22 protein-coding genes are annotated in these 25,111 nt (G+C 59.2%); 9 read left to right on the top strand and 13 right to left on the bottom strand.

Translation table 11 applies throughout. From position 1 onward, the window contains the following. Window positions 1-11: 11 nt before the first annotated feature. Genes ATC00_RS03455 through ATC00_RS03470 form a run of 4 tightly spaced genes read right to left on the bottom strand, consistent with a single transcriptional unit; the run spans window position 12 to window position 6,255 of the window. On the bottom strand, window positions 12-851 hold the full coding sequence (locus ATC00_RS03455) for a phosphoadenosine phosphosulfate reductase family protein (RefSeq protein ID WP_064251971.1): 840 nt from the start codon (window positions 849-851) through the stop codon (window positions 12-14). Then, window positions 848-4,156 carry a hypothetical protein gene (locus tag ATC00_RS03460; RefSeq protein ID WP_037385387.1) on the bottom strand — a complete coding sequence of 1,103 codons (3,309 nt, stop codon included), beginning with the start codon at window positions 4,154-4,156 and terminating at the stop codon, window positions 848-850. Before ATC00_RS03460 ends, ATC00_RS03455 begins: the two co-directional genes overlap by 4 nt. Then, complete coding sequence (locus ATC00_RS03465; protein ID WP_037385384.1) at window positions 4,153-5,076, bottom strand: DUF4007 family protein; 924 nt, start codon at window positions 5,074-5,076, stop codon at window positions 4,153-4,155. Before ATC00_RS03465 ends, ATC00_RS03460 begins: the two co-directional genes overlap by 4 nt. 9 nt (window positions 5,077-5,085) lie before the next feature. Continuing rightward, on the bottom strand, window positions 5,086-6,255 hold the full coding sequence (locus ATC00_RS03470) for a cysteine desulfurase family protein (protein ID WP_052035527.1): 1,170 nt from the start codon (window positions 6,253-6,255) through the stop codon (window positions 5,086-5,088). Between the two features lie 64 nt (window positions 6,256-6,319). Here ATC00_RS03470 and ATC00_RS03475 point away from each other — a divergent pair, with 64 nt between their 5' ends. After that, window positions 6,320-6,820, top strand: coding sequence for a hypothetical protein (locus ATC00_RS03475; protein ID WP_153045162.1), 501 nt, complete (start codon window positions 6,320-6,322; stop codon window positions 6,818-6,820). Window positions 6,821-7,166: 346 nt separating this feature from the next. Here ATC00_RS03475 and ATC00_RS31930 read toward each other — a convergent pair whose 3' ends face one another. Together ATC00_RS31930 and ATC00_RS03490 are read right to left on the bottom strand one after the other, a co-directional pair. Further along, window positions 7,167-8,102 carry an endonuclease/exonuclease/phosphatase family protein gene (locus ATC00_RS31930; protein WP_072597303.1) on the bottom strand — a complete coding sequence of 312 codons (936 nt, stop codon included), beginning with the start codon at window positions 8,100-8,102 and terminating at the stop codon, window positions 7,167-7,169. 262 nt (window positions 8,103-8,364) lie between these two features. After that, a complete protein-coding gene (locus ATC00_RS03490) occupies window positions 8,365-9,615 on the bottom strand; it encodes a patatin-like phospholipase family protein (protein ID WP_234782244.1) in 1,251 nt (416 codons plus the stop codon). A gap of 139 nt (window positions 9,616-9,754) precedes the next feature. Here ATC00_RS03490 and ATC00_RS03495 point away from each other — a divergent pair, with 139 nt between their 5' ends. From ATC00_RS03495 to ATC00_RS03505, 3 genes are read left to right on the top strand one after another with little or no spacing between them, the layout of a single operon-like run. Next, window positions 9,755-10,879, top strand: coding sequence for a caspase family protein (locus ATC00_RS03495; protein WP_234782251.1), 1,125 nt, complete (start codon window positions 9,755-9,757; stop codon window positions 10,877-10,879). After that, on the top strand, window positions 10,876-12,090 hold the full coding sequence (locus ATC00_RS03500) for a hypothetical protein (RefSeq protein WP_037385370.1): 1,215 nt from the start codon (window positions 10,876-10,878) through the stop codon (window positions 12,088-12,090). The genes ATC00_RS03495 and ATC00_RS03500 overlap by 4 nt, the downstream gene beginning before the upstream one ends. Then, window positions 12,090-13,157 (top strand): ComEC/Rec2 family competence protein, encoded by a 1,068-nt coding sequence (locus tag ATC00_RS03505; RefSeq protein WP_052035525.1) that lies wholly within the window; start codon window positions 12,090-12,092, stop codon window positions 13,155-13,157. The genes ATC00_RS03500 and ATC00_RS03505 overlap by 1 nt, the downstream gene beginning before the upstream one ends. A gap of 398 nt (window positions 13,158-13,555) precedes the next feature. Here ATC00_RS03505 and dinB read toward each other — a convergent pair whose 3' ends face one another. Next, window positions 13,556-14,653, bottom strand: a complete 1,098-nt coding sequence (dinB, locus tag ATC00_RS03510) for a DNA polymerase IV (protein WP_064251972.1) — start codon at window positions 14,651-14,653, stop codon at window positions 13,556-13,558. Between the two features lie 223 nt (window positions 14,654-14,876). Between dinB and ligD (ATC00_RS03515) the strand changes: the two genes are divergently transcribed. The 4 genes from ligD (ATC00_RS03515) to ATC00_RS03530 all read left to right on the top strand — a co-directional run bounded on the left by ligD (ATC00_RS03515) (window position 14,877) and on the right by ATC00_RS03530 (window position 19,372). Further along, the gene (ligD, locus tag ATC00_RS03515) at window positions 14,877-17,513 is read left to right on the top strand and encodes a DNA ligase D (RefSeq protein ID WP_064251982.1); all 2,637 of its coding nucleotides are present in this window, start codon (window positions 14,877-14,879) and stop codon (window positions 17,511-17,513) included. 30 nt (window positions 17,514-17,543) lie between these two features. After that, window positions 17,544-18,458, top strand: coding sequence for a hypothetical protein (locus ATC00_RS03520; RefSeq protein ID WP_064251973.1), 915 nt, complete (start codon window positions 17,544-17,546; stop codon window positions 18,456-18,458). After that, complete coding sequence (locus ATC00_RS03525; RefSeq protein ID WP_037385694.1) at window positions 18,424-18,942, top strand: DUF4334 domain-containing protein; 519 nt, start codon at window positions 18,424-18,426, stop codon at window positions 18,940-18,942. Before ATC00_RS03520 ends, ATC00_RS03525 begins: the two co-directional genes overlap by 35 nt. A 217-nt stretch (window positions 18,943-19,159) precedes the next feature. After that, window positions 19,160-19,372 carry a DUF768 domain-containing protein gene (locus tag ATC00_RS03530; RefSeq protein WP_037385691.1) on the top strand — a complete coding sequence of 71 codons (213 nt, stop codon included), beginning with the start codon at window positions 19,160-19,162 and terminating at the stop codon, window positions 19,370-19,372. Window positions 19,373-19,407: 35 nt separating this feature from the next. Here the strand turns inward: ATC00_RS03530 and ligD (ATC00_RS03535) are convergent, their stop codons facing one another. Genes ligD (ATC00_RS03535) through ku (ATC00_RS03545) form a run of 3 tightly spaced genes read right to left on the bottom strand, consistent with a single transcriptional unit; the run spans window position 19,408 to window position 22,166 of the window. Then, window positions 19,408-20,451, bottom strand: a complete 1,044-nt coding sequence (gene ligD, locus ATC00_RS03535) for a non-homologous end-joining DNA ligase (RefSeq protein WP_064251974.1) — start codon at window positions 20,449-20,451, stop codon at window positions 19,408-19,410. Next, window positions 20,448-21,254, bottom strand: a complete 807-nt coding sequence (gene ku, locus ATC00_RS03540; RefSeq protein ID WP_064251975.1) for a non-homologous end joining protein Ku — start codon at window positions 21,252-21,254, stop codon at window positions 20,448-20,450. Before ku (ATC00_RS03540) ends, ligD (ATC00_RS03535) begins: the two co-directional genes overlap by 4 nt. 15 nt (window positions 21,255-21,269) lie before the next feature. Continuing rightward, window positions 21,270-22,166, bottom strand: a complete 897-nt coding sequence (gene ku, locus ATC00_RS03545) for a non-homologous end joining protein Ku (RefSeq protein WP_064251976.1) — start codon at window positions 22,164-22,166, stop codon at window positions 21,270-21,272. A gap of 198 nt (window positions 22,167-22,364) precedes the next feature. On the opposite strand from ku (ATC00_RS03545), the gene ATC00_RS32860 reads away from it, so the two are divergent. After that, window positions 22,365-22,541 carry a hypothetical protein gene (locus tag ATC00_RS32860; RefSeq protein WP_153045163.1) on the top strand — a complete coding sequence of 59 codons (177 nt, stop codon included), beginning with the start codon at window positions 22,365-22,367 and terminating at the stop codon, window positions 22,539-22,541. Window positions 22,542-22,572: 31 nt separating this feature from the next. Here ATC00_RS32860 and ATC00_RS03550 read toward each other — a convergent pair whose 3' ends face one another. The 3 genes from ATC00_RS03550 to ATC00_RS03560 form a co-directional block, all read right to left on the bottom strand. Continuing rightward, window positions 22,573-23,595: a nucleotidyl transferase AbiEii/AbiGii toxin family protein gene (locus ATC00_RS03550; RefSeq protein WP_064251977.1), complete on the bottom strand. Its 1,023-nt coding sequence runs from the start codon at window positions 23,593-23,595 to the stop codon at window positions 22,573-22,575. Continuing rightward, the gene (locus tag ATC00_RS03555; RefSeq protein WP_037385345.1) at window positions 23,588-24,181 is read right to left on the bottom strand and encodes a DUF6088 family protein; all 594 of its coding nucleotides are present in this window, start codon (window positions 24,179-24,181) and stop codon (window positions 23,588-23,590) included. Before ATC00_RS03555 ends, ATC00_RS03550 begins: the two co-directional genes overlap by 8 nt. 122 nt (window positions 24,182-24,303) lie before the next feature. Next, window positions 24,304-25,077, bottom strand: coding sequence for an SOS response-associated peptidase family protein (locus ATC00_RS03560; protein ID WP_037385341.1), 774 nt, complete (start codon window positions 25,075-25,077; stop codon window positions 24,304-24,306). Window positions 25,078-25,111 lie beyond the last annotated feature (34 nt).

Here is a 25,111-nt window from a genome sequence, read left to right on the forward strand (position 1 = left end):
CCGGAGGGGGATTACTTATGGCAGACGACGCAGCTAGCGGCTGCTTCGTCGAGCCCGTAGACATCGTCGATTGTCTCCGAAGTTTTGCCGGATAGCGGATTGATCCGCCGGCCGCGCCGCAATCGCTCCCGGCGTTTCTCGTAATCTGAATTGATCTGTTCGACCCGTTCGGGCGAGATCAGATCCGTCAGGCTTTCGCCTTGGCTCCACGTGAACGGCGAGCCGTCTCGTAGCGCGGTCTTTTCATAATCGACGGCCTCGGCGAAGCGGTCTGGATGATGCTCGGCGAGCCGAACCCATTCGATCTTCTGCTGGTAGAAGCAGAATGTGCACCCGGACCGGGAACGCCATTGATAGTAGGTCGGCTCACCAACGTCTGACTGCTCGAGTATCTCGATGACGCCGGTACGGTCGACGCCTGCTTCACGAAGCGGAAGATGGACCCGCATGTTGGGGTGTGTGGCTTGATAGCCCTCGCGGCTTGGCTCATCGGCGCGGATGGCAACGTAGGAGTGTACGATCGTCCCACTTTCCAGATCCTTTTGCAGCCACTGCTCCAAGGGCCGGAGTTTCAGCTGTCGCGTGCACCAGCGGGTGCGGGGCGAGGGGAGAAAATTGCCGTACTCGTCCAACCAGAAATCAAAGTCGCGATCGGGGTTAAGCCGCTGGATCGGCCGACCCAGGAAACCTTCGAGCTTATCCAGGAAGGTATAGACCTCAGGCAGCTCCTTACCGGTGTCCGTGAAGAAATACTCGATCGGCAGCTCTGGATGATGCTGCCGCATGTAAACGGCGAGCGCGGCGCTGTCGCGCCCGCCTGAGAGACCGAGGATATGACGTTCCCCACTCATTGCCTACCAACCTCATCTTCGCCATCGGCTGCCATCATCGCGACTGCACGCGCCAATGCAGCAAGCTGCAGTCGTCCACTCTTGTTTTCTGATCTGAGCGAAGCCACCAGGCGATCAGCGATTCCCGCGGCGGCCACCTTTTCGCTTTCGCTCAGTTCGAAGCTGCGCATCAACGGCGGCGTCTTCGGGTCGAGGCCGACGACAAGTGCAAGGGCCTCGGTCTGGGAGCGTCGATCTCGCACGATCGCCAGAGCCTCAAGCTCCCGGAAACGGCGCCCGTATCGCGCAATTTCGGTCAAAGCCTCCTGCCGGTCTCTATCCGACCAATTCCGGGCGGGGCGGTGCAACAGGACGCTAACGGTGCTCTCGATGTCGCCTTTTCCGAGCTCCATCGCTGCAACGCGATCTGCGAACGCATCGAAATTGTAATCGTTCGTCAGGCCCTTCAGCAGCGATGCGCGTTCCGCAATTCCAGCGAAACTCGCGGCATCGATACCGAGCGCTTTTGCAAGTGCCAGACGCAACTCCTCGAGAAGCGCCGGATAGCTCGCTTCGGCCGCTTGGAGGGCATGATAGACCGCCTCCGGGGAGAGCTCTTCACCGAGAGCAGCCGGAAGATCGTCAAACAAGAGACGCTCGGGGTCGTCCGCCTTCACTACGACCCCGCGGATTTTCACCGCCAGACGATCAAGATTGGTGGTCCGCTTTGCGAACTGTGAGAGCTCTTCGAAACGCTGAAAAAGAGCTGCGGCAACGGGCAATGACGCGCCATGATGGTCAACGCCGAGCAGCTGCGCGAGCCCACTGAGAAACGCTGTTTCGCGCACGGACCGGTCGATCCGCCTCAAACGGAAGAGGCCGGGCTTCTGCAAAAGCTTGTCGACGACGACGTCATCGATTGCTGTTTGATAGACCCCGTCGATGTAGACTGCGACGCTCTCGCGCTTGGCAAGCATGTAGGCAAGCGCCAACACCGGCATGACACCGGCTTTGATGCCATAGGGGGGCCGAGCCCACTCCGCATAAACAGCATCGAGAGGCTTTTCGCCCGCAAGGTCGATTACCTCCCACGCAGGCCGAAGCGATGCTCCCTCTTGGCTATCGTCCGGCTCTGAAAAACCAAACACGCCGGCCTTGATCTCTTTGTGCAGTCCGAACGGTCGAAGCAAGGTAAGATAGAGGCCGAGTTCTGCAGGATACTGGGTCATTCCCAGCTGCTCATCTGCATACGAGTTGACCATCGCATGAGCCAGTTCGCGCAAAGCCGCCATCGAATTCGATGATGGTTTGTCTCGCTGGAGCAACTCGCTCTTGATAATCGGCGCCTTGTAGAAACCGGCGTCGGCCAGCGCACTTGCAACGACCGTTAGCGGTGCGCGAATGGCGTGGCTCGGCTGAGGCGCCAGGTACCAGCTTGCGTTCTCAAATGCAGTCTCGAGCGCCCGATGAAGCTGATCGATGCAGTGGGATTGTCTCGCGGCAATCTCCCGCCTCGCTATCCGGTCGCCCTCCAGCTGCGGGTGCTCACGGAAAACGCGTTCGACCGCCAACAACTCTGCGGCCGTTGACCGGAGGGCAAAACTGTCATTTGCCCCGCCTACGGCGATCACACGCTCCTCCGTTGCCAGCGCTTTGGCGGCTTTCTGCGCCAGTTGATTGACTGATTTCGTAGTCAAAGAACCGTCGCCGAGGAGCAATAGTAATAGGCCGCTGCCACGAAGGGGGCGGGCCAAAATGCCGCTCGTCAACGACTCGATCGTATCGTGTGGACCGACGACCTGCAGCGCTATCTCAAAAGTCCTGAGCGCGCCTTTCTGGAAATAATGTCGCTTGGCTGTTGCAAAGCCCAGGCCGACCCGGCGCGGAATGTCCGCGAGTTCAAGTGAGTCCGCCGGTTGGATAGCCCGCCCAATGGCCTCCTCAAGATCGAAGTCGCTGCCGGCAAAAAGGGCATATCCACCAAGGCGTGGCTGCCGGATCAGAATAGCCCAATCGACGAGATCCTTGATCGCTCCGCTGATCGCTTTCATCGTGAAGCCGGGTACGGACGCGCTCAAAAAGTCGTCTGCAAGCACGACGCCAGACCCGTTCCGGAAAAACTCGATGATCGCGGCCGCTTTCGTCAATGCGACGTGCAGACTGGTTCCTTTAACACCGGCCCGCTCGATCGCCTCGAATGCGAGGCTGAAGCGATTACCGTCCACACCCGCGGTAAGGGCCATCCCGAAGTTCGCAACAAGATAGTCCCAGAGCATCGCGGGGTCGTAGGTCCCGGCCTCCAGATCGGTTGTCTCCAGAAACTCCTTGAAGCCGGAGGGTTCAGCCGAACTCAAGAAGCCAAAAACGCTTCGTTCATTTTGGGCAAACCGCGCTCTTGAGATCGGTCCGAGCAGAAGTGCGCTCACCGGGTTAAGAGGCCATGTCTGCGCGAGCGCGTCCGCCAGAACGTCGACGTCCGTGGGACGACGTTTGGCGACCGCTTCAGCAACAGTGCGGGCGCCGGACCCATCGTGATCAGGGCGCTCGGTGGCGATGGCCCGGCCAAGCAGCGCAACTGTTTCGTCTGCGCCTGAAAGAAATGCGATGTCCTGGTAACGGCCTTGAACCTTACGCCACTCCTGGCGCGCATCGCGGGCGGCACGCGCGGTGTACTGGTCAAAAGACTGGTGCAGAATGCCGATGACGACCAAGCGGCCGCTGCTGCGCGACGCATGCTCGGCAAGGTCCTGAAGCAGATGAACGTCGCCACCCTCGAGTGCTTCGTGCTCAAGAAGCTTGCCGAGTTCGTCGAGAATGAGGAGGGTTCCACTCGACGCGCCTTCGCCGCCCGCGATCAAAGCCTTGATAAGGCGATCATCGCTTGCTGCGAACTGTGACGCGGTACCCGGCGACCAACCAAGCGCGTTGCGTGCGGCTTCAACGATTGCATCCCGGAGCCGTGTCCGGCTTCCGGTAACGGCGACGACTTTCCAGGCGCCGCCGGTTTCCGGGAACGCCTCGTTGAACAGGGTCGAAAGAGGCTCCCCCGCAATGTCTCGAGCAATCTTCCGGTTCTTCTTTGCGCCGGCCACCAGGTTCGCAAGCAGCAAGGCAGCGCTCGACTTGCCGCCGCCATAAGGACCGGTCCAAGTGAAGGCGCCCTGGTGGTGGTCCCGCTGGCTCTCACCAAGGATACGCAGAGATTTCGCGACGCTTGCCTGCAAAACGTATCCGACCAATGGTGGCGTGCCGTTCAGGTCCGCGTCGAGCCGGGCTGATCGCGCGAAACGGCGATCAATGGAAACTACACAGGAAAGCTTGCTCATGCTGCGATCTGACGGTCGAGTTTGCGTGGGTAAGCGAGAGAAAGAACCGTCGTTGGATCAAACTCGGACGTGCGCTGGATCTGGCGAAGACCGGCCGTGTCTACCCATTGCCAAGCACCTGCCGTCAGATCGTCAAGCCGCATCAGCCGGGAAACCACGCTGTCTTCGTCGAGTTTGAAAACGCGGCCCGGCGAGCCTGCTCCATAACATATCTGTTCAGCCGTCAATGTGGTCGCGCCGCCGGATCGTTCCCAGAACTGACCAAGCGCGTAAGCGAAAACGGCGTCATGGAGGCTTGGCTTGGGACCGCGAACAAACTCGTACCAGCCGCCAAGCCGAGCTTCCCGGATCAGTGCAAGTTCGGCTAACAGAGGCTCTGCGGCGTCTTCGTTGAGAGTATCTGCGCGCCGCACATAGCTGCGCAAGAAAACCTCGATATCGCGCTTGAGTGTTCCGCGCGTTGCCCGCCATCCGTTGCTCTCGACCAAGGCCATGAGCTGGTCGAGCAACATCGTCGGGTCAAACTCGATCGCATTGAGCAAATTGAACGCGTAGTAGGCAGTTGTTGTCATCGCCGGCGTGCTGGCGATATGCCAATGAGCGAGCCAAATCGTCGATGGTTGCTCAAGGTAAGGATCGAGACCGTCGTCGCTGAGAATCGCGTGACCAACCCCGGTTGGCGCAACGATGCGATCAACTTCGGCGAAAAAGCCCGAAGCGAGCGCCCAATAGCGCATCGACACGGCCATATTGCGCCCGACGCCGAAACGAGTTATTGCATCTTGTTCCTGGAATGTTCTCGAATCAGCTCCGCTGCCGATCGCGTCGAAGGCCTTCTTCAACCATAGCAATCGAAGCGGGAACGTCTCGTGTCCCGCAAACTGCCCTCTCGAATCGATCTTTATCGTAGCGCGTCCCATGAGGGGACCTTACTGGTGAACCTCTCCAGTTTCAAGGCGAGACAGCGCGGCGGCATCAACAATATGGTCGGCAGCGGCTAATATCTCTTCCGAATGCTGGTAGCGATTACAGAAAATCCGAATAACCCCACGAGCGTCCGTTTCAGAAAGACCAATAGATTCAAGAACATGAGAAGTCTTGATTTGCCCTGAGGTGCATGCCGAGCCTGTTGAAAGCGATACGTGGCGTGCGATGCGGGCGCACAGCTCGTCCGCATCGACGTCGAATAACTGGATGGACGCTGTGCCTGGAACCGTTGGCGCATCGCCGCTGACCCGACGAAAGCGAAGCTGCCGTTGTTCGAGCGTCTCAAGCAAGCGCTCGATCAACGCCGAGCAATGCTCCTGGTCGGATTCAAGTCGATCTCTCGCGAGCCGAGCTGCCGCACCGAAGCCCGCGACGAGTGCGACCGGCTCAGTTCCGGGCCTCATACCGCTTTGCTGGCCACCACCCAAAGTCAGTGGAAGCGGCTTCGGCGCCGATGCTGCAACATACAAGGCCCCTACGCCCATTGGACCATAGCACTTGTGGGCGGAGAGGGTGAGGTAGTCGACTTCAAGCTGAAGGACGTCGACATCGATCTTGCCGGCTGCCTGTGCAGCATCACTGTGGAAGAACGCGCCGCTCTCATGCGCCAAGACAGCAGCTTCCTTTACCGGCTGAATGACACCGGTCTCATTGTTGACCATCATCACTGATGCAAGGAGGAGATCTTGGTCGACTAGTTTCGCAAATTCAACAAGATCAAGCCGACCTCGACGATCGACGGGAGCAATGCTGACGTCGAACCCTTCGGACTGCAACGCGTGAGCAGGCTCCAAGACAGCCTTATGTTCGACTGCCGAAACGAGGACGCGTTTCCGGTTTGGATCGAATCTGCGAGCCGCGCGCGCCATGCCCAAAATGGCGAGATTGTTAGCCTCTGTGGCGCCCGACGTGAAGGTGATCTCGCTTGCGGTGGCGCCGATCAGGTCGGCAACGGATTGGCGGCCATCGGCAATCGTCCGTGCGGCAACCTCGCCTGAAACGTTCGGCGAACCCGCATTGCCAGGGTGCGCCCAAACGGCCAGCATCGCGTCGCGAGCTTCAGGCGCAAGCGGTAAAGTGGCAAAACCATCGAGATAGATTGGGTGCCCCATTTCAGAATCCTCCCGCACTCGACTCGCATTCGATGCTAAAGAGAATCGAACGATGAGGTTTAAGATGTCGAACGGTATAGCGAATGAACCACAGCAAGAAAATTCCCATAATCACAGCGTCGTGGAACGTATCCGGATAGCTGATATCTATCGAGAGCAGTATGCGCACTTCCGTTCAATGAACGACATCTTGTACAAGATCCCTCCGCTTTTTACCGTCGCGCTAGGAGGTTTATGGTATTTTGCGGCTTCTCAGCTGAAGACCGATCGAGTCGTCGCAGCGGGCATCTTTTTCTTTTGTGTGATTCTCAGTATTGCGTTCATAAATATTATGGGAAGGTTCGGGCGAGCCTTTAATGGCTATCTCGATAACCTCAACAAGTTCGATGGCGAATATCGGGTGACTTTGAAGCCGTCTGGTTGGCCTTCGACTGTAAAAACGATCCAACTTCTTCTTTGCGTTTCAGCGATCGTTTCGATTATTGGCGCGGGCCACGCCATCAGGATGCAGCCCTTGCAATCGACGCCCGTCGGAGCGTCAGTCGATCAAGCTACTAAACCGTAAAGGCGGCTTCTCGCGAATTAGTGTCGCGCTTTTGTCGGCCAACATGGCGGAACTGCACTGGGGAAAAAGTCACGGTGACCATCAAGGCATCGGGGCGACTTCGACGAGATGTTAGTAGCGAAGCCGTGGCACCAAAGCGACATTCGGGCGCCACGGCAGTTTGGCTGAGTCGGCGGTTTGGCTGCCATTGGGTCGAATGATATGCCAGAGATATCACGGGCTCCGGACTGCTCAACGCGGAGTAGTCAAAGCACTCTTTTTAGAGTGATCTTCTACAATGACCCTAAGGGGTCGCTAGCGCCGAAGGTACGGCGCTATTGCGTGCTCGGTCTATTTTCCAATCATCTCACCGCGGATCCGCATCATCCAGATAGTTTTTTATGCTTATCTTAATCATGTAGTGATCGGAGAGAAAGCGATCGTGGGCAGTAAGGTCGGACGACCGCAACACGTATTGTCGGGTGTAGCGAAACTCTGGTCGGTCCACAGCAACGAAAGCTCGATCGAACGGCGCTTCCTTATACTGCGCGCTCCAATAGGTCGCGCTGTCGTTATTGTTCAGATCGACGAAACCCCCATCGATGAAGGCCTCGATTGCGGGTTCTGCATTGCTGAGAATGTTTGTATCACCGATCAATACCAATGTCGGGTCAATATCAGCTCTGACCCGCTCGATTGCTGCGCAGAGGCTGACCGCCTCCTTGCCTCGGACACGACGATTCTGTGTCACGCCGCCATAGTTCGACTTCATGTGCAGCGGCACCAGGCTCAGCCTCCTTTTTTCAGGAAGCTGTTCCCAATCACCGTTCTCCGACCGCCGCCAAACCAGGATTTCCGAACTGAAGCTGAAGAGGTGAGGCTTTCGATCCCAAAGAACGTCTTCAGCGTCCTCATGGCTCACCTCAAGGGCAGTGATCTTGTCGAGGCTCAGCCGCTTCGTATTCCACATCACAGCACATAGCTGCGATTTATCTCCCTCTTGGCGATTGGGAACGATTTGGTAGGCCCATGGATCGTCAAGGTGTTCTTCCAACAGGTAGCAGACGACATCCAGATCGGCATTTCTGCGCTCGGACCTTGCGCGGCTTTCAATGACTGGCTGACCTTCGCCCAGCCGAACTTCGGCATCGCCAGGTGTAAGATAGACTTCTTGAAGCGCGATCACGTCGATCCCCGACATCTCTATGTGATCAGCCAGAGCAAAAGCGCTTTGCTTACGTTCGGCACGGGGCGCGCCGCTCAGATGTTCAATATTCCAGCTTGCAATCTGCAGAAAACCCATTTTTCCCTCCCTCTGATGGCCGGCTTGCAATTACGATTCAAACCGTACCAAACATTCATTTTAGGGTTGTGACAGCTTCAGCGTGAGCTTGCAGGAGCCTGTAAAAAAAGTAATGCCTTCAGTGTCGATGACGGCTTCGACGCGCGTGCTATCCTCGAGACGGGCCGCGGTCGAACGTGGCAATTTTGGGGGGCGGAGGGAGACAAACAGGTCGCTGACCGAAGGGTAGGCCCATTCAGGACCTTCAAAGCGTTCGAACGGCTCACAACCTCGCATCAGCATAGGGCCACGTTGGCTGGACGTTGGCCAATGGATCGGCTCCGCGATAATGAGTTCGCACGCTACGATCGCAAATCGCGTATCCCCAATTGATAAGCCGCTTCGAAGTAAGCTCGCCGAGGTCTGTGAGGCGGGTGGATGTCCGTGCGAGACGATCGGTGAGCGGTCCGTCACATGGCAACGCGCTAGGCGGCGTCAACCGATCAGCATCGGTGTCAATTCCCCAATAGGCGCCAAGCCTTTCATGCACGCGCGTCTCATTGGCGTTGAGTCTGCCACTGTCGAAGGCGGCATTGCCGGCCGACAATCTCTCGATCAGATTGCGTCGCCGCAAGGCCCGGACTTGGTTATCGGTCACATCAAGAATTCGCCTAAGCTGCCGGACCCAATCGAATCCAATATGGGCACCTCGCCCGAACGGGGCACCGCCGTCACTCACCAATATCGTCATGTAGCGCTTAACCACCGGCTCGAGTCCGTGGTTGTCGTACACGCCGCCATCTGTCAGCACGATTCGACTGCGTAGAGTGGCTAGTTCGTCCCGGGACAGCGATGGGACGCCAGATCGAGAGGGCCAGTCGGTAAAGCTGCCCTCAGGTAGTCTCAGTTCCAGCGGGGAGAGCACCGGCGGAAAAGCTGAGGAAGCTGCGACAGCTTGCGACAATCTAAGCTGCGGTTCGTTAAGCCTACCAATCACATAGTCCCCCGCGTAGGGTTTAGAGAACCGAAACAAAACACCGCTCTGGAGATTGGTCGCACAGAGTACAAATCGAGGCACGTCCGGTATGTCCTGAAGGGTCAGCGCACCGAACAGGTACTTTTCATAGGCTTTTGCCAACAGGGCCGCTGCCGACACACCTGGCAGGAGGCCCGTGAGAGCGGTCTTTACGTCGAGATTATGCCGCGAAAACGAGAGTATTGGTGCCACGTAGAGCCGCTCGAATTCGCCGAAAACTCCCCTTTCATCGGCGCGCCCCAGCTGACTCCAGACCGCAGCTAAATGTCCAGCCGCGATCGAGCCGGCCGATACACTCGAAATTCGTTTGACTTTCGATAGCAGGCCGAGCTCGTTCAACCGGATCAAGGCACCGGCATGAAAAAGCATGGCGCGAAAGCCGCCGCCCGACATCGACAGTCCGATTCCTGGTTCGAGCGCGTTGCCTTCCCAGCCAAATTGGGAAACAGAATCGGCGAGTCGCGATTCCATCGGTCCAACATCGGTTGTCTGCGGCATAACTGTTCCTCACCGGTGCGGAAATCGTAGTCGGTTAGTAGAAGAAATCTGTTGCCATCATAGCGTGTTTCGTGTTGATTTTACTATAAGCAGTGTCGGAGGGGGTACGGTGGAGCCTTTCCTTGTCCATGACGTTGCGGTGGCTGGACCCGCGACGCACGCGCTAGTAATCGGAGTTGGTGCCTACCCTCATCTCAATGGCGGGACGGCAAAGCGAACTGCTGACCACGATGGCATGGAGCAGCTCACCTCGCCTCCCATCTCTGCCCGCGAGTTCGCCGCGTGGCTGATTTCGGAATTTCACCACCCGGACAAGCCTCTCGCTAGCGTAGCCTTGTTGCTCTCCGAAGCCGCCCCGACACCCTTTGTCGACCCCACAGACGGTGCAAAAAGCTTTGCTGTGGCTGAAGCCACGTCCAAAAATGTCGAAGACGCGATCAAAGCATTTTTCAAGCGCGGTGATCAGGACGTCGGGAACCAGCTCATCTTCTATTTCTGCGGCCACGGTATCGGGCAGGGAACGGATACCGCATTGCTATTGGCCGACTATGGGCAAGACGAATTGAATGCGCTTCGCGGCGCCATTGACTTTCGTATCCTGCGTCTCGGTATGAACCGCTGCAAAGCAGCAAACCAAATCTACTTCGTGGACGCCTGCCGGTCATCAACAGACACTCTTATTGAAGCAGCAGGCAATGCGGGTCTGGTTGTAATTGGGGCCGGACCGCGTCCCCACGGACTTGAGCCTCGGCGCGCACCTGTATTTTATGCCACCCACAATGGCTTCAAAGCATATGCCCTGCCTGGCCAAGCAACGATTTTCACTGAAGCTCTGCTAAAGGGCTTGCGCGATTTGGGAGCCGACGACGATATGGGGGACTGGAGGGTCACCACCGGCAAGCTCCAAACGGCTGTGGAACATGTCGCGGAACGCGCTGCTGCGGACATCGAGAAGCGACAAGTACCGACCGCGGATGACGTATCGAATTTCTATCTGACCTTCATCAAGGACATTCCTGATGCCTTGGTCTACGTCGTCAGTAATCCACCCGATGCAATCGACACAGCCTCGTTGAGCTTCCAATTGGCAGGAGGAGCATTAATCAATGCACCGGTTGCTGGACGAAAGCCACAACTGTGGGCGTTGCAACTCCCCTCGGGCGACTATGAGTTTACGGCTGTGTTCGGCGCCAAACCGCCTCAGAAGGTAAGGAATCACGTTCATCCGACGTTCCGCCAAGTTACCATCGCGGTGCCACCATGAGCAGTCTTTCCGTCTATTTGCAAAAATACTCTGTCGACACCTCTATGGGTGCTGTAGCAACCCTGCAGCAGCTGTCTGACGACAAGGGTAACCCGGTCAGGGGTACCCGCACTGAGGTTACGATACCGGCTAATAACCATGGGAACGCAAATTCCGTTGACGTCGCGCCTGGGAGATGGCTCGTCGAGGCGACGCTTCCGTCTGGTGAGATCATTACGACTGAGGTTGCCGTAGAGAAGGATGAGGACCTTTCCGTTCCCCTTCACTCGGTTGAGCACTCTCCGCATGAGTGGCTTGGGATGCAATACCTTGTGGGTAACATCGAGGGCGAACAAACGCTTCAGCGGCTTAGCAGCAGAAAGAGCACGCCGGAAAGTGCCGAGCGAGACATGCTTGCGCGCAATAGCCCTCCGGTTGTTCGCTTCCCAAACCAGGACTCGGCGTTGCGGGGGGCGGCCGCTTGGCAGAATGTTTTTAAGTCCGGAGATGACAGACCAGCTCCTCAATGGCCGTTGATGGAGGACAGCGGGCGCGTCACATGGCTCTATCACGCGCAAGGCATAGAACCGCGCCGGCATTTAGCTCGCGTCGAGTGGATGGGCGAAGATTTCGCTGTCTCGCTGCCACTTCCCTGGATGACCGTGCGATTCCACAACTTTGCGACTGCTGAGATAATGGTCGGCCTTGAGCCGCGTGAAAACAAGATTCGCATTGGTGTCGTTGTCTCAGACCCCGATTTTGCTCCGATGGCGGGCTTAATGACAGCGGCGACGTTGCCGAAGGCAGCGATCGCCTTCGACCAGGCACGCGACCTGCTCTTCGGCAAGGGTGAGCATCCTCTCGCAGCAACGGCTGGCGCCTATGTCCTACTTGCTGCGGGCCGGCAGGAGGGTGGCTGGCACGGATGGGTGGACAACTTGGCGAAACGGTTCCCGGAAATTCCCGATGGAGCGATCCTCAGAGCTGCCTTGCGCCTTCGCTTTCCAAAGACGCAGGACTCTTCGGCGGAGGCGAAGGCGAGCCTGCTCGAAGCGTTCGACCGCGGAATTCCTTACTATTCGGCCGGGATTTCCTGGCTTCTCGACGGGCTTTCCCAGTTTGTTGGAGACCCTGCAGTGGATGAGAAGCTGCGGTTGGTGCATAAAGTTGCACTAAGGCTCGATGTCTCTCAAGCGTTTACCGTGATCAGGACAACGGAAAGAGGGAAGTGATGAGCATCTTCCGCATAGATATGTTGCCCGGCCGCGAGGGTGACTGTCTGTGGATTGAGTATGGCGACGCTGCTAAGCCGCACCGGATTCTCGTTGACGGTGGACGGCCGTTAGCCTGGAAGACTCTTGAAACACGGTTCGCTCAACTCGCGCCGGATCAACGGTATTTCGAGCTACTTGTCCTCTCCCATGTCGATGCCGACCACGTCGAGGGCTTGTTAAGAATGCTGAAAGCTCCGGATCTTGCCGTCAGCTTCAAAGACGTTTGGTTCAACGGGCACAAACACCTTGAGAAGATCGAGTCGCTTGGTGCCAAGCAGGGCGAAGAGTTCACCGATGGTATCGGACAGAAGGGCTGGGCATGGAACGCTGCCTTCGATCACAAGTCGGTGGTAATTCCTGAGACCGGTGAATTGCCGGTAAAGACGCTCTCCGGCGGAATGCGGCTTACCCTCTTGTCTCCTACTTGGGAGAAACTCGAAGCGCTAAGTCCGGTTTGGAAAGCCGAGTTGCGAAAAGCAGGCCTGCTCGGACCGGAGGAAGACGATTCCGACTCTCCAGGCGTCGAGAGCCTTGGTGCGCTCACGATCGAAGAAGTTGAAGAGGCTGCTGCGTCCGCATTCAAACCCGACACTTCGGAAGCTAACGGCTCCAGCATTTGCGTTCTGGCAGAATTCGACGGACGGAGGGTCGTATTGACGGGAGATGCCCATGCGCCGTTGATGACAGAGTCACTTAGAAAGCTTCGCGATGGCGGCCCTCCGACCGTCCTCGACGCTTTTAAACTCTCGCATCACGGAAGTCATGGTACGCACACAGTCGAACTGATGAACGAGATCCGTTCGAAGCGTTTTCTCATATCCACCGACGGATCGCGCCATAAACATCCCCATCTCGAGGCAATTGCCCGCACGGTCAAACATGGCGGCGGCGACATCGAACTTATTTTCAACTACGAGACCGCCCATACCTCCAAGTGGGACGTGGCGAAGCTCAAAAATCACTTTGGCTATTCGACCACTTATCCGAAGAACGATGAAGCGGGAATGATCCGCACGGAGCTCTAATTTTTTCGTCGGCGCTGGGACCGAACCTTGCCTCTTTAGTGCGGATCAAAGCCTCGGCCCAGAGGGAGGCCAACCAACCCAAGTACGCCACTACCCTCGATCGATTCAGGGCATAGTGGCTGCGATTTGAGCACGTTACGCCTGAATTATTGCAGCTGACGCATAGCTGCAGTGCAGCATCAGCGCTGGCGAACGGCAGTGGCCCGAGTATGATCATTTTCATCGAAGCGATGCACCTCCTCCCGCAACGCTTCGAAATTCAGATGGCCCACTCCTCCTCCCAAGGGACGTCTGTTGGAACGGCGGCACTCCTCCTCCCAAGTCGCTGTTCGGTTCTTTTAGGAAAGCCTGCCGCACCTCCTCCCGCGGCAGGCTTTTCTATTTCGGGGCGATGGACCTCAGAGCCCGAGATCAAGTTGGGACTGCGGTTGCGCATCGCCGATTTCCGGGGCCGTTAGCGTTGAAAGCGTGACGCCGAGCAGCCGCACTGGCCGCTTGAATGGATAGACGGTCGCCAAGAGGTCCGATGCTGCAGCAAGGATTTCGGGAACGCCCGCAAGCGCGACTGACCCAGTTCGGCTGCGCGTCGCCTGGGTGAAGTGCGAGTATTTGATTTTTACCGTCACCGTCTTGCCGCTGATGCCTTGCGCTTCGCAGTAGCGCCAGACCTTTTCGGCAAGGGGTTTCAGCTCCGCCGTCGCCAGATCGAGATCAGCGATGTCCTCGACGAAGGTATCCTCCGCGCCCACGGACTTGCGGATCCGATTGGGCTTCACCTGGCGCTCGTCGATGCCACGGGCGATGCCATAGAAATACGGACCCGACTTGCCGAAATGCTCCACCAGGAATTCAAGCGTCTTCTCCTTGAGATCGAGTCCGGTCTCGATCCCATATTTCCGCATGCGCTCCGCAGTCGCCGGCCCGACACCATGGAATTTCTTGACGGGGAGGGCCTCGACGAAGGCCGGTCCGTTCTTCGGCGTGATCACGGCCTGGCCGTTGGGTTTGTTGAGGTCGCTTGCCATCTTGGCGAGGAACTTGTTGTAGGAGATGCCGGCCGACGCGTTGAGCCCGGTGACCGCTTTGATCTTGGCACGGATTTCCAGTGCGATCTCGGTGGCGATGTCCATGCCTTTCAGGTTCTCGGTGACATCGAGATAGGCTTCGTCGAGCGACAGCGGCTCGATGAGCGGCGTATATTCCGCGAAGATTTCCCGGATTTGCTGGGACACGGCCTTGTAGACGTCGAAGCGCGGCGGCACGAAGATCAGCTCCGGGCATTTTCGTTTCGCGGTCACCGACGGCATGGCCGAATGGACGCCGAAAGCGCGCGCCTCGTAGCTCGCCGCCGCCACCACGCCGCGCGCCGCCGGATGGCCGACCGCAACGGGCTTTTCACGAAGCTCCGGGTTATCCCGCTGCTCGACCGATGCGTAAAAAGCGTCCATGTCCAGATGGACGATTTTTCGGACGGGGGTTGGACTCATGTCGTTCATGGCGGCTTCGGCGATCACGATGGGCGCGGCATGTCATCTGGAAGGCGGCGCCGAAACAAATAGAGAACATAGCAGTCTTTGCCGCGAGATCAACTATTTCAACTGGCCCGGGGCCTATGTCCGCGAAACTCCGGACCGCCCGCGGCGTTGTCGTCTTGTGAGCTTCGACAATCAGGAGGCAGACGTCGGCGCCGCCGCTCGTGCTGCTGGAGGATGCCGCGAAATGGACGACAATCTTTCCAAATACCGTGCCAAGCGCGATTTCAAAAAGACCAGCGAACCGAGCGGTGAGGCGCAGGTCAAGCCGTCGAACCGCCGTCGGTTCGTGATCCAGAAGCACGACGCCACCCGGCTCCATTATGACCTGAGGCTCGAGCTCGACGGGGTGTTCAAATCCTGGGCGGTGACCAAGGGGCCGTCGCTCGATCCACATGACAAGCGCCTGGCGGTCGAGGTCGAAGATCACCCGCTCGACTATGGCGACTTCGAAGGCACGATCCCCAAGGGTCAATATGGCGGCGGCACGGTGATGTTGTGGGATCGCGGCTACTGGGAACCGGAGGGTCGCAAGTCACCAGAAGAGGCCTTGAAGAAGGGCGACTTCAAGTTCACGCTTCATGGCAAGCGGCTACACGGCAGTTTCGTCCTGGTGCGGATGCGCAACGATCGCGATGGCGGCAAGCGAACCAACTGGCTGCTGATCAAGCATCACGACGATCATTCGGTCGAGGAGAATGGCGCGGCGGTCCTTGAGGAGAACCCGACTTCGGTCGCCTCCGGCCGCAGCATGGAGCAGATCGCGGAGGGCGAGGGCCGCAAACCGAGACCGTTCATGATGGCGAAGGCGAATGTCGAGGCGGATGCTGTCTGGGACAGCAAGCATGGCCTGGCGGCCGACGAGCGCAAGAAGAGATCGCGGAAGGATGTCGTGACCTCCACGGCAGCCGACCTGCCGCACTTCATCGCGCCGCAGCTCTGCGAGACGCTTTCGCGGCCGCCGGCCGGTGCCGACTGGCTGCATGAGATCAAGTTCGACGGCTATCGGATTCAAATGCGCGTCGCCGAGGGCAAGGTGACGCTGAAGACGCGCAAGGGGCTCGACTGGACCGCGAAATATCCAGAGACCGCTGATGCTGCATCCGAACTGCCCGATTGCATCATCGATGGCGAAATCTGCGCCCTCGACGACAATGGCGCACCGGATTTCGCAGCACTCCAGGCCGCGCTCTCGGAAGGCAAGACCGGTGACCTTGTCTATTTCGCCTTCGACCTGCTGTTCGATGGCGGAGAGGATTTGCGGTCGACGCGCCTGCTCGAGCGAAAGGAGCGGCTGGAAAACCTTCTCACCGATACCGGCGATGATCCTCGCATCCGCTACGTCGAACATTTCGAATCGGGTGGCGACGCCGTGCTGCGCTCCGCCTGCAAGCTGCACCTCGAGGGCATCATCTCAAAGCAGATGGACGCACCGTATCAGTCCGGCCGCACCGACACTTGGGCGAAGTCGAAATGCCGGGCTGGACACGAGGTGGTGATTGGCGGTTACGCCAAGACCAACGGCAAGTTCCGCTCTCTCCTGGTCGGCGTTCACCGCGGCGATCACTTTGTCTATGTCGGCCGTGTCGGAACCGGCTACGGCGCCAAGAAGGTGCAGACGCTGCTTCCGAGACTTAAGGGACTGGAGACGGCCAGATCGCCGTTCACCGGTATTGGCGCTCCGAAGAAGCAGGCCGAGGTTGTCTGGGTGAAGCCCGAGCTTGTCGCTGAAATCGAATTCGAAGGTTGGACTGCTGACGGCCTTGTCCGTCAGGCGGCCTTCAAAGGTCTGCGCCAGGACAAGCCGGCGAAAGAGGTCGAGGCCGAGAAGCCGGCGACACCCGCCAAGACCCACACATCCGAGCCGGCGCCGAGCGCAAAGACGAGGGCCGTTCACCGCAAAGGCGCGAAGAGCGAAGTAATGGGCGTCCTGATCTCCAGTCCCGGCAAACCGCTCTGGCCGGACGCCGGCGATGGCGAGCCGGTCACAAAGGAAGACCTTGCCCGCTATCATGAAGCTGTCGGCACCTGGCTCATCGATCATATCAAGGGACGGCCCTGCTCGATCATTCGAGCGCCGGACGGCATTGGCGGCGAGCAGTTCTTTCAGCGACATGCGATGCCCGGCACGTCCAATCTGCTGGAACTGGTGAAGGTCTTCGGCGACAGGAAGCCCTACCTTCAGATCGACCGGATCGAGGGGCTCGCGGCGATCGCCCAGATCGGCGGTATCGAATTGCATCCGTGGAACTGCGAACCCGGCAAGCCGGAAGTGCCCGGCCGTCTGGTGTTCGATCTCGATCCTGGTCCCGACGTGCCTTTTGCTGCTGTGGTTTCGGCCGCGCGCGAGATGCGCGATCGGCTGGATGAACTTGGCCTCGTCAGTTTCTGCAAGACCACGGGCGGCAAAGGGCTGCATGTCGTCACGCCCTTCGCGGTGAATAAGCGCAAGCCTCTGTCATGGGCCGAGGCCAAGGGATTCGCGCATGATGTCTGCCTTGAGATGGCTCGCGACAATCCCGACCTCTATCTCATCAAGATGAGCAAGATCCTTCGCGGTGGCCGCATTTTCCTCGATTATCTCCGCAACGATCGCATGGCGACCGCTGTGGCGCCGCTCTCGCCGCGCGCGCGGCCCGGCGCCACAGTCTCGATGCCGCTCAACTGGACGCAGGTGAAGTCCGATCTCGATCCGAAGCGGTTTACCGTCCGCACCGTGCCGGCGCTGCTTGCGAAGACCACTGCCTGGCAGGACTATTGTGATGGCGAGCGTCCGCTCGAGCAGGCGATCAAGCGCCTCGGAAAATCAAGACGGGCCGCGTGATTCCTAGGGGGCTGGCCCGGACCATGACCGATGGACGAAGAAACGAAAGACCAATCTTCCACGCCCGCGCGTGTGGGTGCGACGACCGACCTGCCGCATGACCGCATGACGCTTGCACGGTTTCGGGAGGCGTTCCCGCGTGCCCGCTGGAGCGACAGGCTGAACGCATGGTTCGTTCCGGGTCGCACCGCCGAAAAACGCATCAGCCGCTGGCTGGCCGAGATGGAGGCGGAGGCCGATAGATTCGCTGATGAGAAAGGCAGGGACGCGTTCGCCTTCGATCCGATCGAAAGCCGCTATCTCGAGGCGACGCCCGCCACGTTGCAGATCCAGACACCCTATTCACGCACTGTCGTCAACGAGATCCGGGAAATTCCGCACGCGCGCTGGGACGCCGATCACCGGCTATGGACCGTTCCTTACCGCTCGTTCGATGAACTCCGCAAGCGATGGCCCACGATCGAGGCGGCGGCCGAGCGCAATGAGCCGGAAGCACGGCGGGCCCGGCGCGAAGCGATCAAGGGAACGCAAGAAGACGAGGCATCCAGGGCGAGGATGAGGGAGCGGCGGCGGAAACGCTATCCCGTTCCTGTCGATGATGCTCCGCCCTTCGAGCGCGCGGTCGGCACGCATGTCGGCGTCGTCTTCTTCATCGGCATCGACGGCGAGCTGGCCGACCCGGCGACGGTCAGCACGTTCTACTTCCCCGCCGCAGATGGCGAGGAATTTGTCTGGGCGTCCTGGCGATCGGGTTCACTGGAAGAACTGGTGACGACCTGGCCCGCACGAATGCCGCCTATCGAGCGCGAGCTCAAAAGGGGCTGGTGGATGCCGACGCTGGAGGAACTGCGGATCGCCCGGCGCGACGCCAAATCCAGGCGACGGGCCAGAGAGCGTAAGGACAAGAAAGATGCTCCCGGTGAAAAACCAGCAGACAGCGCTTGAGGAGTTCCGGAGCATGCCGCCCATCGCGCCGCGCGAAATGGTCGGGCTTTGGAAAGGACACGGCATCCCGACGGGGCATCCATTCGACGGTGTACTCGAAAATCTCGGCTGGTTCGGCAAACGGTTCACACCGGAGATGCGCGCCGATGCCTTGCTGTTTCGATCGGGGGACCGGAGGCTGGTCGCGGTTGATCCCAAGTGGATCCCGCTTCGGCTGGCGTTGCGTTTTCATGAAGTTGGTAGAATGCGCATGGCAAGTAACCTGTTTTCCTATCTCCAGCGTCGTCTTCGGGCGAAAGGTCCGGTCGCTTCCATGAAGACCATGGTGTTTGGCGGCGTCGAGAGCGCGGCCATGGTCTATGACGATCAACCCATTGTCGATCATTTTCGACGGATCGATGCGGAGATGATCATGGGCGCGATGACCATCAAGGGCGACGAGCGGATCTATTTCTTCGAGCTCCAGCGTGTCGACGGACCTTGACATGCGTGCAGCCGGTCATCATCTGTCGCTCACACCCGTATCGATGATCGCCTTGCCGGGCAGCTTGTCTGCAGCGCGGTCGTCCGGGTCCGACAGGGCGCTCCCCGCAAGGGTCGAGCGCCCTGTTTTTTATCGGCAGGGCTTCCCAAATCTCGGTGGTGTCATACTGAGAACCATTACGGTTCCTAAGGGTTCGCCTCGTCAGGAGGTCCAAGCTATGAAGCCTGAACAATTCCTTGAACGCTGGAAAACGGAGCATATCGATAGCGGCACGCAGCAGAGCGACGCGTCGAGGCTGGTCGAGGATCTTCTCGCCGACGCCGAGAAGGAGGGCATCAGTCGCAACATGCTGGTGGAAGCGGCCGGCAGCGGGCTCGTCAACTATATCGTTGGCGCTATCAAAGAGGCGGTCGAGGAGGAGCTCCGGTAGCGGTCATTCGCGGCGCGGCTCGCCACCCCCGCCTTTCAGAGGGTCGCCCGTTCGCTCATGTCAAACACCGCGGCATTGTCCTGAACCTCGCGAAGGCCCTTGTAGGATGCGTGGCGCAGGCTCCCGTCATGGGTCCAGCCACGAAACTCGATCTCCGCGATCAAGGTCGGCTGGGCAAAGACCAGGTTCTTGCCCTTGAGCGGCACGGCCGGTTTGCTTGTCTTCAGCCGGTCGAGCGTCTTGCGCAAATACTCGGCATCCTTGGTGTTAAACCCCGTTCCGACCGAGCCGACATAGACCCAGTCATGTCCTTTGCGGCCGGCGAGAAGCAGGCTGCCAAGCCCGCCGCGGGCAGTCAGCGACTGCTCGTAGCCGATGATCATGAAGCTTTCGCTCTGGACGCATTTGATCTTCAGCCAGTCACCGGTGCGGCCGGAGCGGTAGGGCCGATCCCGGTGCTTGGCAATGATCCCCTCGAGCCCCATCGAGCAGGCTTTCGCGAGAAATGCTGCGCCATCACCATAGACTTCCTCCGACAATTGGATGGCGCAGCTGGAGCCGTCAAGAAAGCCTTCGAGCAGATGCCGGCGCACGGAGAGTTCGGTTCCCGTAAGGTCGTGGCCATCGAAATAAAGTAGGTCGAACGCAAAAAACACCGACTCCGTCGACGAACGCCTGCCGCCACGCCCGCCAAGCGAGCGCTGCAGCGCCCCGAAATCGGACCGTCCTTGCTCATCGAGCACGACGGCCTCGCCATCGAGGATGGCGGTCCCGACACCGAGCTTGCTGGCGGCCTCGGCGATTGCAGGGAAACGATGCGTCCAGTCGTGGCCGCCGCGGGTGATGATCCTGACACCCTTCGGCTCGATATGGATTGCCAGGCGATAGCCGTCCCACTTCACCTCGAACGCCCAATCCGGCCCTTTCGGCGGGACCGGCTTCAGGAGCGCCAGGCAGGGCTCGATGCGCTCGGGCATCGGGTCGAACGGAAGATTGGGCTGTGCCGGGTCGTGCGGCCGGGCGGGTTTGGACTTGGCGACGGAATCATCCTGCAGCAACGGTTTGGCGCGACGGCTCATTTGGTCGCCCGTTTCTCAGCCGCGACTGACTTCCGCAAAGCGTCCATGATGTTGACGACATTGCTCGGCGACGACGAAGGTGCTGTCTTGCCTTTGGCCTTCTGCGGCTTCAACGCCTTCTTCTTGGCCGCGATGATCTCGAGCAGCCGTTCCTGGACCGGGTCGGCGACCAATTTCGGGCTCCAGTCCTTCGTCTGCTTTTTGATCAGCTGCTCGACGAGCGGCATCATCTCGGAGTCGGCTTTCTCATCGCCGATCGCCTCGAAATAAGTGTCTTCATCGCGGACTTCATCGCCATAGCGTAGTGTCCAGAGGACGATACCCTTGCCGCGTGGCTCGAGCATGACGGCGCGCTCCCGGCGCGAAATCACCAACCGGGAAATGCCGACCATGTTCTGAGCTTCCATCGCGTCGCGGATGACGGAAAACGCCTCCTGCCCGACAGGATCGTTGGGCGAGAGATAATAGGGCGTGTCGAGCCAGATCCATTCGATGCTGTCGCGGGGCGTGAACGTCGAAATATCGATCGTTTTGGTGCTTTCGAGTGCCACATTCTCGAGCTCCTCGTCCTCAAGGATGACGTATTCGTTCTCACCGCGCTGATAGCCTTTGACCTCATCCTCTTCCTTGACCTCCTTCCCGGTCACGGAGTCGACATAGCGGCTGACGACACGGTTCTGTGTTTGCCGATTGAGCGTATGGAAACGGACCTTATCGCTTTCTGACGTCGCCGGCATCATCTGCACCGGACAGGTGACCAGCGAGAGTTTCAGATAGCCTTTCCAATAGGGACGCAGGGCCATGGCTGTGACCTCCGATCAGCCGGCTCGCCGCGGCGGCGCCTGAGCTTGCTTTGCTTTCGCCGCGGGCTTGGCTGCCTTCTGGCGGCCGGCGCCGCGGTTGGCGTTGGCGGCAGTGCGCTTCGGTTTCGTCACTTTCGCACCGATGCCGGCGCTCTCGCGCAGAGCCTGCAAGAGATCGCTGGGCCTGGAGGCGACCGGCGCCTGTCTCTTCGGCAGCGAGCGGCCCTCGATCTTGGCCTTCACCAGTTCCGCCACCGCCGCTTCGTAGCGGTCGTCAAAGGTGCTTGCGTCGAAACTGCCTTTCTTGGTGCCGATGATGTGCTCGGCGAGCTCGAGCATTTCCCCTCCGATCTTCATATCAGGCATGTCGTCGAACGCCTCCTCCGAAGAGCGCACCTCGTAATCGAAGTTCAGCGTCGAGGCGATCAAGCCCTTGCCATGGGCGCGAATGAGCACGGTGCGCACCCGGCGAAATAGAACGGTTCGCGCGATAGCAGCCACCCCTTGCTTTTTCATGCCGTCGCGGAGAAGCAGAAAGGCGTCCCGGCCCATCTTGTCGGGCGCCAGGTAATAGGGCTTGTCGAAGTAGGTCGTATCGATCTGCGAGCAGGGAATGAAGGCGTCGATCTTCAGGGTCTTGTCGCTGTCGGGAATGGCGGCGGCGACCTCGTCGGTTTCGAGCACGACATATTGGCCGTTCTCGACCTCATAGCCCTTGACCTGGTCCTCGCGCTCGACCGGATCACCGGTCTCGCTGTCGATGAACTCCCGCTTGACCCGATTGCCGGTCTTGCGATTGAGCGTATTGAAGGCGATGCGCTCCGAGGATGATGCGGCCGTATAAAGCGCCACAGGACAGGTCACTTCCCCGAACTTGATGTAGCCTTTCCAATTCGCTCTTGGCCCAACCATGACCCTGACCTCCCGAACGCAACTCAAGCGATTCAAGCGAATCAGCGGCGAATCGTTCCGAGTCGAAACGAATCATTTTTCAATAACTTAGCTGCGATCGCGTGCTCGTTTTGCGAGTCCCGCCTAGAGTCCTGATTCGGTGATCTTTTCGGGGCCACGCGCGTTTTCATGGAGGAACAACTTCAAGGGAGTCTCGTCGTGAGTAAGCGCGAACTGATCGATACCGGAACCGACAAACGCTATGTCCGCCGTGACAAGAAAGGCAGGTTCAAGGAGAGCGACGACGTCTCGCGATCGCTGTCGGACGATGCCCGCCGCGATGCGAAACACGAGGCCAAACCGGGCCAGGGTGACAAAGGCGATCGCAAGCATTGAGACTAGGTAAAGCCTCTCAACTGGCCATCGGCTACTTTGTCGTGCCGTACTTGTTCGCGCGCTCCTGAAGGAGCGCGCATCGCTCGATCAGTTGCTCAAACGGTTCAGAATCTCCAAGCAGAAGGCCGTCATCGACCATTTTTGCATAGTCCTCACTGAGCGCGCGGAGACCATCTCCAGACGGTGTCAGAACCAGATTGCCGTTGACGGCGGCCGCATAGTCGATCGGTGACCGGTCGGCCGCCTTTTCCGCAAAGAACATGGATTTGTGTTTCGCCACGGCATCGGCAAGCTGTCGGTCAGCAAAAGCCTTGTCGGCAAAACCGGCATCGTCCAGCCGGACGACGTCATGCCAATGGCGCGCGAACCGATCCCCGCGGAGGCGCTCCTGCAGGCAGAAGACGTGGATCGCGGTCGCCTTCTCCCAGAATGTCCGCTCGGCATGCATGACGCGTGGGCTTGCCTTCGGGAATTCAACATCATCGACAAAACCCGCGGCGTCGCAGCCCACATCGCGGATGCTGGCCGGCTCACCGGTCGATCGTGCTCCGAACTCCAGCATGACGCTCGGTGCGACATAACCCGATCCGCTGCTCACGGCTTCGTAGTCGAGATAAAGCGTATCGCCCTCGATGCGGATCCGTGCCGGAAGGGATTGGCCGCGCACTGCCGCTGCAATGACCGGCTCCACCGACTCGGCCACCCAGACAGGAAGGCGCTTTCGCACTTCGCTGGTCCAGCGCTTCTCCTCGCTGCGGGTTTTCGGCAGTGCCTCGTCATTGTCACCAACGAGATCGGCGGCCAAAGCCCGGATATCGTAAGTCAGGTCGATGTCTTCCGAAAACCGTCGAATGGCGCCATAGGCTTTCGAGAGCGAGGTGCCGCCCTTGAACACCAGGTGCTCGCCAAGCTTCGACGAATAGAGCGCCTCAAGTGCCCAGACGACCCAGACATCCTTTTCGAGCAGATGAATGGGCCGCCCAGTGCGGGCGGCTGCGACAGCTAGGGCTTCACGCCTGTCGTCCTTTGACAGTGCCAGAAAACGGTCAGCCATGCGCTGCCCTGCCCACGCTTCTTGCGAGCCACGTCGGAAACTGCGGTGCTGCGGCCACCAACTCGCCAAACTCGGCCGGCGGGAGCTTTCGCTTGATCCTCGACAGTGCCTCCTCGGCCTTTTCGGGTCCGAGCCATGCAAGTGCCCGGACCGCCACGCCGGCCGGCCGATCGGCAAGAGCCAACTGCCAGCGGGGCACGTGCTTGAGCTCGACGCTCTGCTTTCCAAGGTTCATGGTCCGGCTGGGGCCGGATGTAAGGTAGACGGAACGGACCGGAACCTGTGTGGTCAATCCCAACGCATTTGCCGCCGCGGCGCCATGGGAAACGATGATCTCGCCGCGCTGCTGCGCCATCGCCTCGACGGCCTGTTCGACCGTCGGCGGCCGGCTGCCAAAGCGACTTTTGACGGGCCGCATGTAGATGCCACGACCAGCCCGGATGAGTTCTCCGCGCTCGGTCAACCGCGAAAGGGCCTGGTCGACCGCAGCACGATTTCCGAGATGCAATAGGCTCTTGGCCGAGAGGGGAGATCCTTCCGGCATTTGTTGGGCATAGCCCAGGATCTGAGACGTCAGGTTTTGCATGGCGTTACTCCTGTCAGAAATATATGCATGTTTCTGACAGATTGCAATGAAACGGCGGCTACCCCGGAGAGGCCACGTTCCACTGTGCGGGTATCTAACGACGGCGACAGGTCAAAGGCGCGTCAAAACAGCATCGGTTGAGCAACCGGTTCGCCTGCTTTGGTGACGATCGTGGACCCATAGGGCTCCCGCGAGATCACGATGATCGCATCGTTCGGAAGCGGTCGGGCAAGCGCCTTCGCCTCGTCCCATGGCGCCCGCATCCAGACATCGGTCTCCTCCCTGGTCAGAAGCAGGACCGGCATGGCTTTCTCGTGGATCGGTTTGACGACATTGTTCGGGTCAGTGGTCAGAAAGCCATAGAGGTCGTCGGTCGTCGGGCCATCCTTCACCTTGCGCACGCTGGTCCATTGCGGAACATGGAGCCCGGCGAAGAACATCAATGGCTTGCTTTCGTCTCGGGCAAACCAGGCGTTCGGAGTTTTTCCACCTTCCTCCTTGCTCGCCGGATCCGGCTCGGCAAAGCTCGTGACCGGCACGAGGCAGCGATGCGCGACACCAAACCACCGCTTCCAATGTGGAAAGTTCAGTTTTCGGACATTCGTGGTCCCGCTGTCGAGTTGCTCCCGGACGAGCTTTTCAAAATCGACCTCCTGCCCCTTGGCGCGCAGCTTTTCCGCCTTTTTCTCGGCTTCCTTTTCAAGCGCAAAACGGGGGGACGGCAGACCCCAGCGCGCATGGACAAGCTGCTTTCTGCCATTGGCGGTATTGCGCACGATCGGCCCCATCTCGTTGGGGTTCATCTGGTAGGCCGGCATCAAGTTGATCAGGCTCTCGGCATCCTGTGCCCACTTCGCCACCCAGTCCTTGTCTTCCATACGGTAGAGATTACACATCGCAGCGTCAGATCCGGTTGATGGTGCCGGCATC

This window comes from Sinorhizobium americanum (genome assembly GCF_001651855.1).
Taxonomy (GTDB): domain Bacteria; phylum Pseudomonadota; class Alphaproteobacteria; order Rhizobiales; family Rhizobiaceae; genus Sinorhizobium; species Sinorhizobium americanum.

What these genes read in the sequence shown, in the direction of transcription:
- ATC00_RS03455 (WP_064251971.1), bottom strand. Translation starts at nt 851, where the DNA reads ATGAGTGGGGAACGTCATATCCTCGGTCTCTCAGGCGGGCGCGACAGC.
- ATC00_RS03460 (WP_037385387.1), bottom strand. Translation starts at nt 4,156, where the DNA reads ATGAGCAAGCTTTCCTGTGTAGTTTCCATTGATCGCCGTTTCGCGCGA.
- ATC00_RS03465 (WP_037385384.1), bottom strand. Translation starts at nt 5,076, where the DNA reads ATGGGACGCGCTACGATAAAGATCGATTCGAGAGGGCAGTTTGCGGGA.
- ATC00_RS03470 (WP_052035527.1), bottom strand. Translation starts at nt 6,255, where the DNA reads ATGGGGCACCCAATCTATCTCGATGGTTTTGCCACTTTACCGCTTGCG.
- ATC00_RS03475 (WP_153045162.1), top strand. Translation starts at nt 6,320, where the DNA reads ATGTCGAACGGTATAGCGAATGAACCACAGCAAGAAAATTCCCATAAT.
- ATC00_RS31930 (WP_072597303.1), bottom strand. Translation starts at nt 8,102, where the DNA reads ATGGGTTTTCTGCAGATTGCAAGCTGGAATATTGAACATCTGAGCGGC.
- ATC00_RS03490 (WP_234782244.1), bottom strand. Translation starts at nt 9,615, where the DNA reads ATGCCGCAGACAACCGATGTTGGACCGATGGAATCGCGACTCGCCGAT.
- ATC00_RS03500 (WP_037385370.1), top strand. Translation starts at nt 10,876, where the DNA reads ATGAGCAGTCTTTCCGTCTATTTGCAAAAATACTCTGTCGACACCTCT.
- ATC00_RS03505 (WP_052035525.1), top strand. Translation starts at nt 12,090, where the DNA reads ATGAGCATCTTCCGCATAGATATGTTGCCCGGCCGCGAGGGTGACTGT.
- dinB (WP_064251972.1), bottom strand. Translation starts at nt 14,653, where the DNA reads ATGAACGACATGAGTCCAACCCCCGTCCGAAAAATCGTCCATCTGGAC.
- ligD (WP_064251982.1), top strand. Translation starts at nt 14,877, where the DNA reads ATGGACGACAATCTTTCCAAATACCGTGCCAAGCGCGATTTCAAAAAG.
- ATC00_RS03520 (WP_064251973.1), top strand. Translation starts at nt 17,544, where the DNA reads ATGGACGAAGAAACGAAAGACCAATCTTCCACGCCCGCGCGTGTGGGT.
- ATC00_RS03525 (WP_037385694.1), top strand. Translation starts at nt 18,424, where the DNA reads ATGCTCCCGGTGAAAAACCAGCAGACAGCGCTTGAGGAGTTCCGGAGC.
- ATC00_RS03530 (WP_037385691.1), top strand. Translation starts at nt 19,160, where the DNA reads ATGAAGCCTGAACAATTCCTTGAACGCTGGAAAACGGAGCATATCGAT.
- ligD (WP_064251974.1), bottom strand. Translation starts at nt 20,451, where the DNA reads ATGAGCCGTCGCGCCAAACCGTTGCTGCAGGATGATTCCGTCGCCAAG.
- ku (WP_064251975.1), bottom strand. Translation starts at nt 21,254, where the DNA reads ATGGCCCTGCGTCCCTATTGGAAAGGCTATCTGAAACTCTCGCTGGTC.
- ku (WP_064251976.1), bottom strand. Translation starts at nt 22,166, where the DNA reads ATGGTTGGGCCAAGAGCGAATTGGAAAGGCTACATCAAGTTCGGGGAA.
- ATC00_RS03550 (WP_064251977.1), bottom strand. Translation starts at nt 23,595, where the DNA reads ATGGCTGACCGTTTTCTGGCACTGTCAAAGGACGACAGGCGTGAAGCC.
- ATC00_RS03555 (WP_037385345.1), bottom strand. Translation starts at nt 24,181, where the DNA reads ATGCAAAACCTGACGTCTCAGATCCTGGGCTATGCCCAACAAATGCCG.
- ATC00_RS03560 (WP_037385341.1), bottom strand. Translation starts at nt 25,077, where the DNA reads ATGTGTAATCTCTACCGTATGGAAGACAAGGACTGGGTGGCGAAGTGG.